A 14,339-nucleotide genomic window follows, 5' to 3' on the forward strand; every position below is an offset into this window, starting at 1 on the left:
TATTAAGAGACGCTCGTAGGTTATTTATTGTGACTGTTCTTTGCTAAGCTTGCGTTGATAGCTGAGTAAAATTTGAACAGGATCAACTTCAGCTTTTGTTAGCTGTTGTTTTTTTGCTAAAGTATCATTTCCAACAGCAAAATGAAAATTAGGTGGGGTGTTACCAGCTATTTTAGTTGTCGCTACTAATTGACCGTAGCAAATCAAATAATATTTTGTCAATTCTTGATCTGCTGCAACGGGTAAAGACAAAATGAGACGAGGTGTTTGCAAAAAGGTCTTTTGGTTTTGGATTTGCTGGATGAAGTAAGTCATTAACTCAATTTCACTTTGAATACTACTTGCACGTTCGAAATTGAGAAGTTCAATAAAGTGTTCTTGTCGTTGTTTAAGATAAGTTAAAACTTTTTTATTTCGACCTTTTAAAAGACCTTCAATTTCTTTTTTCTTTTGTTGAAAGGACAACTGAGCGATTGTTGGAAGTTGTGTTCGCAAAGCTAATAAACTAATTTCTTTCAGCCAAGGCATTTGGTAAGTCTCTTCTAAAATACGTAAGATAGTAGGTATTTTTTTGTAGGAACGAAAAGGACCGAAGCTTTGAGCAGTCGGCTCATCTGACAGGATAAAACCAGTATCAGTTAATTGAAGATAATTGTAATTGGTAAAATAGTTCATCTGTCGATTATAGAATGGATGATAGTGTTGAATCAATTCACATTCTAAAAGCAATGCATCTAATTCGGTATCTACCACCACAAAATCAAAATCGACAATTGTATGTACCATTCGTAGCACTTTAGTTGAATGTTGTTTGTTTTGCTGAAAGTAACTACTCACACGATTTTTTAATTGCTTGGCTTTACCAACATAAATCACTGAGCCATGTTTATCTTTCATTAAATAAACCCCGGGAAGAAGAGGCAAATGTTTCACTTTTTCTTTAAGCATAATTACTCCTTTTATCTTTCAATCAAAAAAACTATATCAAATTTGAAAAAAACAAACAAGAAAACTTGTTTTTTTAGAAAACTACTGGACAAAAAAGCTTTGATAATCAAAATATTTTTTTGAAATGAATTTTTAATCTATCTTTGTTAAATATTTGTTTTATCAGCATTTATAAATGAATTTTTTCTTAAAATAAACTGAGAATCGAAAAAAGTTGTTGATTATGGTTGATTTTTGAAAAAAGTTAAGATATAGTTTGAACATCAAAAGATTTGATAATCAAACTAATTAGTGGATGGTGGAACATGGAACCAGATTTGAAAACAGTTAATGATTATCTCGTAAGTGTGTTCAATGATATTTTGACGATCGAAGAGTCTGAGTTGAAAAAATCACAATTCAACGATCTATCAATTACTGAGATGCATACGATCGAGGCAATCGGGATGTATAAGAAAAAAACAACTTCAGAAGTAGCAAAGGAGTTATCGATCACTGTTGGGACCTTGACCACTGCCATCAACAAATTAGTGAAAAAAGGGTATGTTGAGCGTATTCGCAGTGAAGATGATCGGCGTGTGGTGAAACTGGGCTTGACGAAAAAAGGAAAGCTATTGTATCGCGTACATCAACATTTTCATCGAGAAATGGTCAAAAACATTCTGGATGGAATGGGCGACCAAGAACAACATGCTTTGCTAAATGCACTGAAAAACTTGCATGATTTCTTGCGAGAGTATAAGTGAGGAACGTTAATGGAACAATTTGGAACAATTACGGCAACTGCAAGTGTACTTCCTGAAAGAATCGTGACTAACGATGAGCTTTCACAAATGATGGAAACATCAGATGAATGGATTCGTTCACGAACTGGGATTAGAGAAAGACGTTGTGTAACGAATCAAACAACATCAGATCTTTGTTTCCTAGTTGCGCAAAAATTACTAGAAAAGCAAAAAATCCAACCCGAAGAACTGGATTTCATCGTAGTTGCTACGATTTCTCCGGATTATGCAATGCCGTCAGTGGCTGCGCAAGTCCAAGGTCGATTGGGCGCAACCAAAGCAATTGCTTTTGATTTGAGTGCTGCTTGTACTGGTTTTGTGTATGCACTAAGTATTGCTGAAAAACTGATTCGCTGTGGCTCGAAAAAAGGGCTTGTCATTGGTGGAGAAACGTTGTCTAAGTTACTTGACTGGACAGACCGCTCTACAGCTGTTTTATTCGGTGATGGAGCAGGTGGTGTGTTATTAGAAGCTGGCGCAACACAAAAATTATTAGTGGAGCATTTAGCAACGGATGGTACACGAGGTTCTTCGTTAACAGCAGGATATCATGAAAATAAAAGTCCATTTTATTCTGAAAAGTCAGAAGGTTCTTACTATTTGCAAATGGTTGGACGTGATATTTTTGACTTTGCAGTCCGAGATGTCGCGAAAAATCTAAAAGAAATAACGCAAGAAAATTCAGTTGATTATCTACTTTTGCATCAAGCAAATCAACGAATTATTGAAAAAATTGCTCGGAAGGTCAAAATTCCACAAGAGCAGTTTCTAGCAAACATGGATAAATATGGTAATACTTCTGCTGCAAGTATTCCTATTTTATTAGACGAGGCGGTTTCCGCTGGAACGCTTCAATTAGGCAGTAATCAAAAAGTGGTATTTACAGGTTATGGCGGAGGTTTAACATGGGGAAGTATCCTCATGGAGCTATAAACTGATAAATGATAAAAATAAAACTATAAAATTGTAAACAATATCGGAGGAATATATCGTATGGTATTCGAAAAAATTCAAGAAATTATTGCAGAAGAATTAGGTAAAGAAACAGAAGAAATTAAATTAACAACAGATATTCAAGAAGATTTAGAAGCTGATAGCTTGGACTTATTCCAAATCATCAACGAAATCGAAGATGAATTCGATGTGAAAATTGAAACAGAAGATGGCATTAAAACTGTACAAGATTTAGTTACTTACGTTGAAAAACAAACTGCATAATCATGTAATAAGGTTGGGGGCTGGGACATTTCCGATGTGAAATGTCTTAGCCTTTTTGAATAAATGGATACTTAGTCGTCTATCCTAAACTATTGGAGAATATAATGAAAACAGCATTTTTATTTAGTGGGCAAGGCGCTCAATACCAAGGCATGGGTCAAGATTTATACCATGAACCCGTAGTAAAACAAACATTTGATGAAGCAAGCCAAATTCTTGGTTATGACATGGCAGAATTGTGTTTTACTGAAAATCAGCAACTAGATCAGACCACTTACACACAACCGGCGATTTTAACGGTAAGTGTTGCCTATCATCGCTTATTACAAGAACAAGGAATTACTCCGGACGCAGCATTAGGGCTTAGCTTAGGAGAATATTCAGCATTGGTTGCGAGCGAAGCGCTATCGTTTGAAGAAGCAGTAGCATTAGTGGCTAAACGCGGTGCTTATATGACTGAGGCTGCGCCAACCGGAAGTGGCAAAATGGTCGCTGTGATGAATACGCCGATTGAATTGATTGAAGCTTGTTGTCAGAAAGCAAGTCAGTTTGGCATTGTTTCACCTGCAAATTACAATACACCACAGCAAATCGTTATTGGTGGGGAAGTGACAGCTGTTGATGCGGCGATGACTTTGTTACAAGAACAAGGCGCCAAACGAATGATTCCATTAAATGTTAGTGGACCATTTCATACAGCCATCCTAGCGCCAGCAGCGCAAAAGCTAGCGAAGGAATTAAAAACAATCTCATTTAACGAACCAAGGATCCCAGTGATTAGCAATACAACCACTGAGGTTATGACAAAAGAAGCAATTCCAAACTTATTAGAGCGTCAAGTGATGTCTCCTGTTCGTTTTTATGAAAGTATTGAAAAATTAAAATCATTGGGAATTGACCAAATGATTGAAGTCGGACCAGGGAAAGTCTTGAGTGGTTTCATGAAAAAAATCGATAAAACGATTCCTGTTTACCGTGTTGAGAATCAACAAACATTTGAAGAAACTTATCAACGATTATCGGGGAGGTAATTATGGACGTTAGAGGAAAAAACGTTTTTGTCACAGGAAGTACGAGAGGTATCGGGGAAGCAATTGCAATTGCGTTTGCTAAAGCGGGTGCCAATGTTGTCTTAAATGGTCGCAGCGCGATTTCTTCAGAAAAATTGGCTGAAATTTCAGCTTTAGGTGTTACCTGCATTGGGGTATCTGGTGATATCGCAGATTTTACTAAAGCAGGTGAAATGATCAAGGAAGCGCAAGAGCAGCTAGGTTCTGTTGATATTTTAGTCAATAACGCTGGAATCACAAATGACAAATTATTACTTCGGATGGACGCTGAAGACTTCAAAAAATGTTTGGATATCAATTTGACTGGTACATTCAACATGACCCAACATGTTCTAAAACAAATGATGAAAAAACGTGAAGGTGCAATCATCAATTTGGCAAGTGTTTCTGGTTTAATCGGGAATGTCGGACAAGCAAACTATGCAGCCAGTAAAGCCGGAGTTGTTGGCTTAACCAAATCAGTTGCCAGAGAAGTAGCGACGCGTGGAATTACATGTAACGCCATTGCGCCGGGCTTTATTGCAACAGACATGACGGATGTTCTATCAGAAAAAGTAAAAGAACAAGTCACAAAACAAATTCCATTGCAGCGCTTTGGTAACGTGGAAGATATTGCCAAGACTGCAGTTTTCTTAGCAGAAAATGCGTACATCACAGGTCAAGTGATCAATGTTGATGGCGGTTTGGTCATGCACGGATAATAGAAAGGAAGATGATTGATGAATCGAGTAGTAATTACAGGCTATGGTGTTACTTCGCCAATCGGAAACGATGGAGATAGCTTTTTAGATAGTTTAAAAAACGGAACGAACGGAATTGCACCAATTACGAAATTTGATGCAACTGAAACAGGGATTACGCTAGCTGGTGAAGTAAAAGATTTCCCTTATGATAAATATTTTATTAAAAAAGATAGCAAACGTATGGATATGTTTTCAATTTATGGAATCTATGCTGCTCTTGAAGCAATTGAAATGAGTGGATTAGAAAAAGAAAAAATTGATCAAGATCGTTTCGGTGTTATCGTTGGTTCAGGAATTGGTGGTTTACCAACAATTGAAAATCAAGTAATTCGCTTGCATGAAAAAGGCGCTAAACGAGTATCACCAATGTTTGTTCCTATGTCGATTGCCAACATGGCTGCTGGGAATATTGCTTTACGAGTAGGTGCTAAAGGCATTTGTACATCAATCGTTACAGCTTGTGCTAGTGGAACGAACTCCATTGGTGAAGCTTACCGTAACATTAAACATGGTTATTCAGATGTTATCCTAGCTGGCGGAACAGAAGCAACGATTTGTGAAATGGGAATCGCAGGTTTTGCTGCGTTGACAGCTTTATCAACTGCTACAGATCCAGACCGTGGTTCTATTCCATTCGATGAAGAACGTAATGGTTTTGTTATGGGAGAAGGCGCTGGAATCTTAGTGATCGAGTCCTTAGAACATGCAAAAGCACGCGGTGCGAAAATCTATGGTGAAATCGTAGGTTATGGATCAAATTGTGATGCATATCATATGACAGCACCAACGCCAGACGGATCAGGGGCTTCAAAAGCAATGAAATTGGCGATGGACGAAGCAGGCATCCAACCAGAAGAAGTGGGCTATATCAATGCGCATGGAACAAGCACACCTGCAAATGACCAAGCAGAAGCAAAAGCAATTCAGCTAGCACTTGGTGAAAACTTCCGAGACACTTATGTTAGCAGTACAAAATCAATGACAGGACATTTACTAGGTGCTGCTGGGGGAATCGAGGCTTTAGCAACATTATTAGCGTTAGAGCACCAATTTGTACCACCAACTATCAACGTAGTAAATCAAGATCCAGAAATTGATTTAACAGTCGTAAAAAATGAGAGCAAACCTGCTGAACTTACTTATGCCATGAGTAACTCACTAGGCTTTGGCGGACACAATGCGGTCCTTTGCATGAAACGCTGGGAGGAATAAGCTTGAACATCAGTGAAATTAAAGAACTAGTAACGCAATTCGATCAATCTTCTTTGACTGAATTTGATTTACGTGAAGGTCAATTTGAACTTTATATGAATAAAAACAATACCAGTCGTGGAGCAGTAACAGCACCTCAAACGATGGAAGCACCTGCAGTTCAACCTGTATCAGCGAAACCAGAAATCAAAGCAGATGAACCTGTTAAAGAACAGACTGTAGTAGCAGACACAAAGCAAGAAATTGAAGGCATTGAAGTAAAATCACCAATTGTTGGTGTTGTGTACTTGCAACCTTCACCGGATAAACCAGCTTACAAAAAAGTTGGTGACCAAGTAGCAAAAGGTGAAATCATCTGCATTATTGAAGCAATGAAGCTAATGAATGAGATCACCAGTGACTTTGACGGAGAAATTGTTGAAATTCTGGTTGAAAATGAAGAAGTTGTTGAATTTGGTCAACCACTCGTTAAAATTCAGCCAAAATAAGAAAGAGGTAGAAGATGAATATTCAAGAAATCAAAGAAATCATTCCACATCGTTACCCAATGCTGCTGATTGATCGAGTGGAAGAAATGGTTGCAGGCGAAAGTGTTATCGCTAAGAAAAATGTCACAATCAATGAACCCTTTTTTCAAGGTCATTTTCCAGAAGAACCGGTTATGCCCGGTGTGCTGATTGTTGAAGCAATGGCACAAGCTGGAGCCGTTGCCTTATTGTCTTTAGAACAATTTAAAGGAAAGACAGCTTATTTTGGCGGATTGGATAAAGCAAAATTCCGTCGCAAAGTGACACCAGGAGATACTTTGTATTTGGAAGTTGAAATTATCAAAGTAAAATCTTCCGCTGGAATCGGGAAGGGTGTCGCAAAAGTGGATGGCAAAAAAGTTGCCGAAGCTGAATTAACCTTTATGATTGGATAGGTGAAATATGTTTTCAAAAGTTTTGATAGCTAACCGCGGTGAAATTGCCGTGCGGATTATTCGTGCCTGTCGTGAATTAGGTATTCAAACAGTTGCTGTATATTCAGAAGCAGATGCTGATGCATTGCATACTCAATTAGCAGATGAAGCGATCTGTATTGGACCAGCTAAAGCTGTTGATTCTTATTTGAATGTGCAACAAGTTTTAAGTGCGGCAATTGTTACCAAGGCAGAAGCGATTCACCCAGGTTTTGGTTTTTTATCTGAAAATAGTCGTTTTGCATCAATGTGTGAAGAATGCAATATTGTTTTTATTGGACCTAAAAGTGAAACCATTGATGCGATGGGGAATAAAATCAATGCCCGCCGCTTGATGCAAGAAGCCAAAGTTCCGGTAATTCCGGGAAGTGAAGGTGTACTTTCGACTGTGGAAGAAGCTTTGTCAGTTGCGGATAAGATTGGCTACCCAGTTATGTTAAAAGCTGCTGCGGGTGGTGGTGGTAAAGGAATTCGAAAAGTAATGACCAAAGAAGAACTACCACAACACTTTGCTTCAGCGCAACAAGAAGCTGCTGCAGCGTTTGGAAATGACGAAATGTATTTGGAGAAAATTATTTATCCAGCAAGACATATTGAAGTTCAAATATTGGGCGATCATTATGGAAATGTCATTCATTTAGGTGAGCGTGATTGTTCGTTGCAAAGAAATAATCAAAAAGTTCTTGAAGAATCACCATCGGTTGTGATTTCTGCTGCAAAACGTGCAGATTTAGGCGCTGCGGCTGTTCGTGCAGCGAAAGCTGTAAATTACGAGAATGCTGGAACCATTGAATTTCTAATGGATGAATCTGGTGCCTTTTACTTTATGGAAATGAATACGCGAATTCAAGTGGAACATCCTGTAACAGAAATGGTAACAGGTGTTGACTTAGTGAAAAAACAAATTGAAATTGCAGCGGGTGAACCATTGGGCTTAGAACAAAATGACATCAAGTTTCAAGGCCATGCGATTGAATGTCGAATCAATGCAGAAAACCCAGCTTTTCATTTTGCTCCATCACCCGGAACCATTGAAAACTTATTACTTCCCGCTGGGGGCATGGGTTTACGTGTTGATAGCGCAGTTTATTCAGGCTATAAAATACCGCCATATTATGATTCAATGATTGCCAAAGTCATCGTTCATGGTGATACGCGTTTTGAAGCGTTGATGAAAATGCAACGTGCCTTGAGCGAAATCGTGACAGATGGTGTTGTGACAAATGCCGAATTTCAAATGGACTTGATTAGTCACCCAGCAGTGATTGCTGGTGATTATACAACGGCATTTTTACAAGAAGAATTTTTACCAAATTGGACACCTGAAACGGAGATTGGAGGCGAGTAGATGGCTCTGTTTAAAAAGAAAAAATATATTCGCATTAACCCAAATCGAGGAGCTCAACCTACAAGTCCACCAACTGTTCCTGACAATATGTGGGCAAAATGTCCGAATTGTAAACATATCATTTATACGAAAGATATTGGTGAAGAACGCGTTTGTCCTAATTGTGGTTACACGTTTCGTATCAGTGCTTGGCAACGATTAGCGTTAACGATTGATGAAAAAAGTTTTGAAGAGTGGGATACCGAATTAACGACAGAAGATCCTTTGAATTTCCCAGGGTACCAAGAAAAAATTGAAGTGATGCAAGAAAAAACTGGTTTGCATGAAGCAGTTTTGACTGGTAAAGCAACGATCAATGATATTCCTTTAGCGATTGGTGTTATGGATTCAAATTTTATTATGGGAAGCATGGGGACGATTGTTGGTGAAAAAATAACTAGATTATTTGAACGAGCATTAACTGCTAAATTACCTGTGGTCTTGTTCACTGCCTCTGGTGGTGCCAGAATGCAAGAAGGCATTTTTTCTTTAATGCAAATGGCGAAAATTTCCGCGGCGGTGAAACGTCACAGCAACGCAGGGCTTTTTTACTTAACCGTTTTGACTGACCCTACAACTGGTGGTGTAACCGCCAGTTTTGCGATGGAAGGTGACGTGATTTTAGCTGAGCCGCAAAGTTTGATTGGTTTTGCTGGACGTCGGGTAATCGAACAAACGATTAAGCAAGAATTACCAGAAGACTTTCAAAAGGCAGAATTTTTGTTAGCTCATGGTTTTGTTGATCAGATTGTTCCGCGAACAGAATTGAAGAAAACGATTCATCATTTGCTCGAATTGCATACACAGAAAGGTTGGTTGGATCATGAATAAAACTGCTCATGAGGTTGTTCAACTGGCTAGAGCAAAAGAACGTTGGACGAGTTTAGATTTTTTTGAAGAAATTTTTGATGGGTTTCAGGAGTTTCATGGGGATCGTTTATTTGGTGACGACGAAGCAATCGTTGGTGGTGTTGCTAGCTTAGCTGGTAAACCAGTCACGGTGATTGGAATCCAAAAAGGTCGAGATCTACAGGAAAATATCCAACGAAACTTTGGTTCACCGCATCCGGAAGGGTATCGTAAAGCATTACGATTGATGAAACAGGCAGAAAAATTTAAACGCCCAGTCATCACGTTGATCAATACTGCTGGGGCTTATTGTGGTGTGGGAGCGGAAGAACGCGGCGAAGGAGAAGCAATTGCTAAGAATCTTTTAGAAATGTCTGATCTAAACGTACCAATTTTAGCAATCATCATTGGCGAAGGCGGCAGCGGTGGTGCACTTGCACTTGGCGTTGCAGATGAAGTTTGGATGCTTGAACAAACAATTTATGCGATTCTTTCGCCAGAAGGTTTTGCATCTATTTTATGGAAAGATGGTAGCCGAGCGGCGGAAGCGGCGGAGCTGATGAAAATTACCGCGCCTGAATTACATGAGCTAGGGATTGTGGACAAGGTGATTCCAGAAACTTTTAATGGGGAACCAATTCCCTGGGCTAAAATAGCATACATGATGAAAAAATCAATGATTGAAAAATTAACTGAATTATCGCAAACGGATGTAACATCTTTACTTGAAAAGCGTTATGAAAGATTCCGTAAGTATTAAGCGATTTGATGATGAGAGGTCGGGATAAATCCCGACCTTTTTTTGTATTGAAAAAACAAAACAGCTTGCGTCTCTTTCGTTCGATTGGATTTTACAACGGCTTGGAATCGTTTGATATGTGGGTGAATGGGGATGATTTTTTAGTTGGAAAAGAAGAAAAACACACAATAAATGAAATTTGCGCATATTTTTTCAAAAAACACTCTTGAAATGAATAAAAAATCTGATATTATGTATAATAACTCATTAAGTTTATGTTGGGTGTATAAATATTAGAGGAGAGTAACGATGAAGAAAATAATTTGGCTTACGATGGTTTCAATGGTGGTTCTTTTAGGGGCGTGTAGCTCTGGTGGAAAAGAAACAAGTAACGATTCAAAAAAACAGGGGATTCAAAGCATCCAGGATTCTGGAAAATTAGTAGTGGGAACTTCTGCAGATTTTGCTCCGTTTGAATTTCATACGATGATTGATGGGAAAGACCAGATTGTTGGCGTGGATATTGATTTGGCGAATGAAATTGCAAAAGAACTAGGTGTCAAAGTCGAAGTGATGGATATGGAATTCAACGCAGTGTTAGCAGCCTTACAACAAGGAAAAGTTAATTTAGCAATTTCTGGTATTTCGGCAACAGAAGAGCGTCAACAAACATTTGATTTCTCAGATAATTATTTTGCTCCACCACAAAAAATGGTCATCAACAAAGAAAACGCAAATGAATTAACCAGTCTCAAAAGTTTTGCAAAGAAAAAAGTAGGAGCGCAAAAAGGATCAGTTCAAGAAGACGTTGTGAAAGAACAAGTTCCAGATGCACAATTAGTTTCTATAGCTAAAGTACCTAATTTGATTATTGAGTTAAAGCAAGGATCAATTGATGGATTAGTTTTAGAAGAAACCGTTGCAAACTCTTATATTGAAAATAATCCAGAGTTAATGTTAGCAGATGTTGACTTAGTCTCAAGCGATGAAGAAGCCTACGCAATTGCGTTACCAAAAGGCGAAGAAGATTTACAAAAGAAAGTCAATCAAGTCATCAAAGAATTACAAAGCTCAGGAAAAATGGATGAATTCATCAAAAAAAATACAGAGCTAGCTAAAAAAGCAGAAGAATAAAGGAGTTTGATTACGTGAATTTTTCATTTCTATCGGTATACTATCCCTATTTCCTGTCGGGTGCATTAATTACATTAATTATTTCCGTTATCACGATTGTTTTTGGAACAATAATTGGCGTCATTATGGCACTGTTGAAACTTTCAAAAATTCGACCATTACGGTGGTTTGCCAATGCTTATATTGAAGTCTTACGTGGGACACCGATGCTAATCCAAATTTTGATCGGTTTTGGCTTGTTACAAGGCGTGGTTCATGCGCCTACATTAACTCTGGGTGTATTAGATGTTGACTTTAGCCGGCTGATACCGGGGATGATTGTTTTATCAATGAATTCAGGTGCCTATGTCGCTGAAATCGTCCGTGGTGGAATCATGGCTGTCAATTTTGGTCAAGAAGAGGCGGCTAGCTCGTTGGGACTCAGACCAATGCAGACGATGCGATATGTGATTTTACCGCAAGCATTAAGAAATATCTTACCTCCAATGGGTAATGAATTTATCACGTTGATCAAGGATTCTTCCCTACTTTCAACGATTGGGATCTATGAGTTATTAAATAGTGCACAAATCGTTATCTCGAATTCGTATCTCCCTTTAGAGCCCCTCTATGTAGCTGCAATTATTTATTTTGTTCTAACATTTTTGATGTCGAGATTGCTACATGTTTGGGAAATAAAATTAGGTAAAGGATACCGATGAAAGGAAGGCTGTCAATGGAAGCACTTATTCAAGTGAATCACTTAACCAAAACGTTTGGACAAAAAGAAATTTTAAAAGGCATCACATTAGAGATTACTCAAGGAGAGGTCATGGTAGTGATTGGCCCGTCTGGCTCTGGGAAAAGTACATTTTTACGTTGCTTGAATTTGCTAGAAGAGCCGACCAGTGGGACGATCCTATTTGATGGTCAAGAAATCACCAACAAAAAAACAGATATTTATGAAATGAGAGAACAAATGGGCATGGTTTTTCAACAGTTCAATTTATTTCCAAATCTAACTGTTTTAGAAAATATTTTGTTGGCACCGACGAAAGTAAAAAAGATCAGTCGCGCAGAAGCAGAAGAAAAAGCGTTAGTATTACTTGATAAAGTTGGCTTGGTAACAAAAGCAGATGAATATCCTCAATCATTGTCAGGTGGACAACAACAAAGAATCGCAATTGCTAGAGCTCTTGCAATGGAACCCAAAGTCATGTTATTTGATGAACCAACGTCTGCGTTAGATCCAGAAATGGTCGGAGAAGTTCTATCTGTTATGCAGGAGTTAGCAAAAGAAGGTATGACAATGGTAATTGTGACCCATGAAATGGGTTTTGCGCGAGAAGTTGGTGATCGTGTTTTATTCATGGATGATGGAAAGATAATTGAAGAGGGAGCGCCAAAAGAACTTTTTGAAGAAACGAAGAAAGAACGAACACGACAGTTTCTGGAAAAAGTTTTATAAAAGAAAAACGATTGCCAAAGTGGTGATCGTTTTTCTTTTTGCAAAAGAGCAAGACAAAAGAAAGTAAATAAACAATTGTGAACGGATACAAAAATGTGTGGGATGGATTGAATGGTAAAGGTAGTTTTTTTTTAGATTATGCAGTATAATTAGGGGCTGAGGAGTACCTGGTGTGCTCCTTCATTTTTTGCAAATGAGGAGACAAGATGTTTTCAAATTATAAACCAACATGGATGGTAGAAGCCATCTATCAAATTACCCCTGCACAGTTGAAAAATTTAGGCATCAAAGCCGTGTTAACTGATTTGGATAACACTTTGATTGCTTGGAATAACCCAGATGGAACAGAAGAATTGTTAAATTGGATTTTAGAAATGAAAAATGCTGGTATTCCTGTTGTAGTTGTTTCGAATAATAACTCGAAGAGAATTGAGCGAGCAATCGAAAAATTTGATTTACTTTATATTGCTCGTGCGATGAAACCATTTGCTGTGGGAATCAATCAAGCAAAGAAAAAGTTGAACCTTGCTGATGAAGAACTTGTAATGATTGGCGATCAAATCATGACGGATATTCGTGGTGCAAATCGCGCAGGAATCCGAAGTATTTTGGTGAAACCAATTATTGAGACGGATAGCTGGAAAACACAAATTAATCGTTTTTTTGAAAAAAGAATCATGGCCCATTTATTAGTAAATAATCCTGATATGGGCTGGCGAGGTGGAATTGAATGAGTGAAGAATTACACTGTATCGGGTGCGGCTCGATTATTCAAACAGATAGACCAGGAGAACTAGGGTATACACCGCAATCTGCCTTAGAAAAAGGTTTAGAATCAGGTGAGGTCTATTGCCAACGCTGTTTCAGACTACGTCATTACAATGAGATCCAAGATGTTTCTTTAACAGATGATGATTTTTTACGTTTGTTAAATGAATTAGGTCAAAAAGACGCGTTGATTGTTAATGTTGTCGATATCTTTGATTTCAACGGTTCATTGATTCCGGGACTACATCGTTTTGTCGGTGATAATCCGGTATTATTAGTAGGTAATAAAGTCGATATCTTACCGAAATCACTGAAGAAACCTAAAATGATCCAATGGATGACTGAACGTGCGCATGAAGCAGGGCTAAGACCTGTCGAAGTGTTATTAACAAGTGCTAAAAAAGCACATGAAATGGAAGATCTACTAGCTAAAATCGAAGAATATCGCGAAGGTAGAGATGTCTATGTCGTTGGTGTAACGAATGTCGGTAAATCAACATTGATTAACCAGATCATTAAGAATACTGCGGGTGTTCAAGATGTGATTACTACCTCACAATTTCCCGGAACGACTTTAGATAAAATTGAAATTCCTTTAGATGATGGTCAAGCTTTAATTGACACACCGGGAATTATTCATCGTCATCAAATGGCACATTACTTAGGTAAAAAAGATTTGCGGATCATTGCACCAACAAAAGAAATCAAACCAAAAGTTTATCAATTGAATGACGGTCAAACGCTTTTCTTAGGCGGATTGGCTCGCTTTGATTTTGTAAGTGGTGAACGTGGCTCATTTATTGCTTATGTTTCAAATGATGTGAATATCCATCGAACAAAACTCGAAAAAGCAGATGAATTTTACGCAAAACATGTGGGTGGACTTTTACAGCCACCACGTCCTGACGAGGTAGAAGAGTTCCCTGAATTAGTTCGCTTTGAATTTTCAGTGAAAGAAAAAACAGATATTGTTTTTGCCGGTCTTGGATGGATCACTGTATCACAGCCAGCAGTTGTTGCTGGGTGGGCGCCTAAGGGTGTTGATGTAATCAAGCGTAAAGCTTTAATTTAAGGAAGA

Annotated in this window: 17 protein-coding genes; 16 read left to right on the forward strand and 1 reads right to left on the reverse strand. The window is 38.2% G+C overall.

The window, feature by feature from the left end:
• Positions 1-24 precede the first annotated feature (24 nt).
• Complete coding sequence (locus tag AB3I20_RS03730) at positions 25-948, reverse strand: GIY-YIG nuclease family protein (RefSeq protein ID WP_067480853.1); 924 nt, start codon at positions 946-948, stop codon at positions 25-27.
• Positions 949-1,253: 305 nt separating this feature from the next.
• On the opposite strand from AB3I20_RS03730, the gene AB3I20_RS03735 reads away from it, so the two are divergent.
• From AB3I20_RS03735 to yqeH, 16 genes are all read left to right on the forward strand, one after another.
• On the forward strand, positions 1,254-1,694 hold the full coding sequence (locus tag AB3I20_RS03735) for a MarR family winged helix-turn-helix transcriptional regulator (RefSeq protein WP_067480856.1): 441 nt from the start codon (positions 1,254-1,256) through the stop codon (positions 1,692-1,694).
• A gap of 9 nt (positions 1,695-1,703) precedes the next feature.
• Positions 1,704-2,666, forward strand: coding sequence for a beta-ketoacyl-ACP synthase III (locus AB3I20_RS03740; protein WP_067480860.1), 963 nt, complete (start codon positions 1,704-1,706; stop codon positions 2,664-2,666).
• 60 nt (positions 2,667-2,726) lie between these two features.
• Positions 2,727-2,951 carry an acyl carrier protein gene (locus AB3I20_RS03745; protein WP_002287614.1) on the forward strand — a complete coding sequence of 75 codons (225 nt, stop codon included), beginning with the start codon at positions 2,727-2,729 and terminating at the stop codon, positions 2,949-2,951.
• A gap of 104 nt (positions 2,952-3,055) precedes the next feature.
• Entirely contained in the window at positions 3,056-3,982 is a 927-nt protein-coding gene (gene fabD, locus AB3I20_RS03750; RefSeq protein WP_270346095.1) for an ACP S-malonyltransferase, read from the forward strand.
• Positions 3,983-3,984: 2 nt separating this feature from the next.
• Positions 3,985-4,722, forward strand: coding sequence for a 3-oxoacyl-[acyl-carrier-protein] reductase (fabG, locus tag AB3I20_RS03755; RefSeq protein ID WP_067480868.1), 738 nt, complete (start codon positions 3,985-3,987; stop codon positions 4,720-4,722).
• A gap of 18 nt (positions 4,723-4,740) precedes the next feature.
• The gene (gene fabF / locus AB3I20_RS03760; protein ID WP_067480871.1) at positions 4,741-5,976 is read left to right on the forward strand and encodes a beta-ketoacyl-ACP synthase II; all 1,236 of its coding nucleotides are present in this window, start codon (positions 4,741-4,743) and stop codon (positions 5,974-5,976) included.
• 2 nt (positions 5,977-5,978) lie between these two features.
• Positions 5,979-6,464 carry an acetyl-CoA carboxylase biotin carboxyl carrier protein gene (gene accB, locus AB3I20_RS03765; protein WP_067480874.1) on the forward strand — a complete coding sequence of 162 codons (486 nt, stop codon included), beginning with the start codon at positions 5,979-5,981 and terminating at the stop codon, positions 6,462-6,464.
• Between the two features lie 14 nt (positions 6,465-6,478).
• Positions 6,479-6,898 (forward strand): 3-hydroxyacyl-ACP dehydratase FabZ, encoded by a 420-nt coding sequence (gene fabZ / locus AB3I20_RS03770; RefSeq protein WP_067480877.1) that lies wholly within the window; start codon positions 6,479-6,481, stop codon positions 6,896-6,898.
• 7 nt (positions 6,899-6,905) lie between these two features.
• Positions 6,906-8,285, forward strand: a complete 1,380-nt coding sequence (locus AB3I20_RS03775) for an acetyl-CoA carboxylase biotin carboxylase subunit (protein WP_067480880.1) — start codon at positions 6,906-6,908, stop codon at positions 8,283-8,285.
• Complete coding sequence (gene accD, locus AB3I20_RS03780) at positions 8,286-9,155, forward strand: acetyl-CoA carboxylase, carboxyltransferase subunit beta (protein ID WP_086270812.1); 870 nt, start codon at positions 8,286-8,288, stop codon at positions 9,153-9,155. It begins immediately after the preceding gene.
• Entirely contained in the window at positions 9,148-9,933 is a 786-nt protein-coding gene (locus AB3I20_RS03785) for an acetyl-CoA carboxylase carboxyl transferase subunit alpha (protein WP_270346093.1), read from the forward strand. Before accD ends, AB3I20_RS03785 begins: the two co-directional genes overlap by 8 nt.
• A gap of 288 nt (positions 9,934-10,221) precedes the next feature.
• Positions 10,222-11,046 carry a transporter substrate-binding domain-containing protein gene (locus tag AB3I20_RS03790; protein WP_368026955.1) on the forward strand — a complete coding sequence of 275 codons (825 nt, stop codon included), beginning with the start codon at positions 10,222-10,224 and terminating at the stop codon, positions 11,044-11,046.
• Positions 11,047-11,060: 14 nt separating this feature from the next.
• Positions 11,061-11,747: an amino acid ABC transporter permease gene (locus AB3I20_RS03795; protein ID WP_067480892.1), complete on the forward strand. Its 687-nt coding sequence runs from the start codon at positions 11,061-11,063 to the stop codon at positions 11,745-11,747.
• A gap of 14 nt (positions 11,748-11,761) precedes the next feature.
• Positions 11,762-12,493 carry an amino acid ABC transporter ATP-binding protein gene (locus tag AB3I20_RS03800; RefSeq protein WP_067480895.1) on the forward strand — a complete coding sequence of 244 codons (732 nt, stop codon included), beginning with the start codon at positions 11,762-11,764 and terminating at the stop codon, positions 12,491-12,493.
• 206 nt (positions 12,494-12,699) lie between these two features.
• Complete coding sequence (locus AB3I20_RS03805; protein WP_067480898.1) at positions 12,700-13,227, forward strand: YqeG family HAD IIIA-type phosphatase; 528 nt, start codon at positions 12,700-12,702, stop codon at positions 13,225-13,227.
• Positions 13,224-14,333: a ribosome biogenesis GTPase YqeH gene (gene yqeH, locus AB3I20_RS03810; protein WP_067480901.1), complete on the forward strand. Its 1,110-nt coding sequence runs from the start codon at positions 13,224-13,226 to the stop codon at positions 14,331-14,333. Before AB3I20_RS03805 ends, yqeH begins: the two co-directional genes overlap by 4 nt.
• Positions 14,334-14,339 lie beyond the last annotated feature (6 nt).

The organism is Enterococcus sp. C50 (assembly GCF_040887505.1).
In the GTDB taxonomy this organism is placed as follows: Bacteria; Bacillota; Bacilli; order Lactobacillales; family Enterococcaceae; genus Enterococcus_B; species Enterococcus_B thailandicus.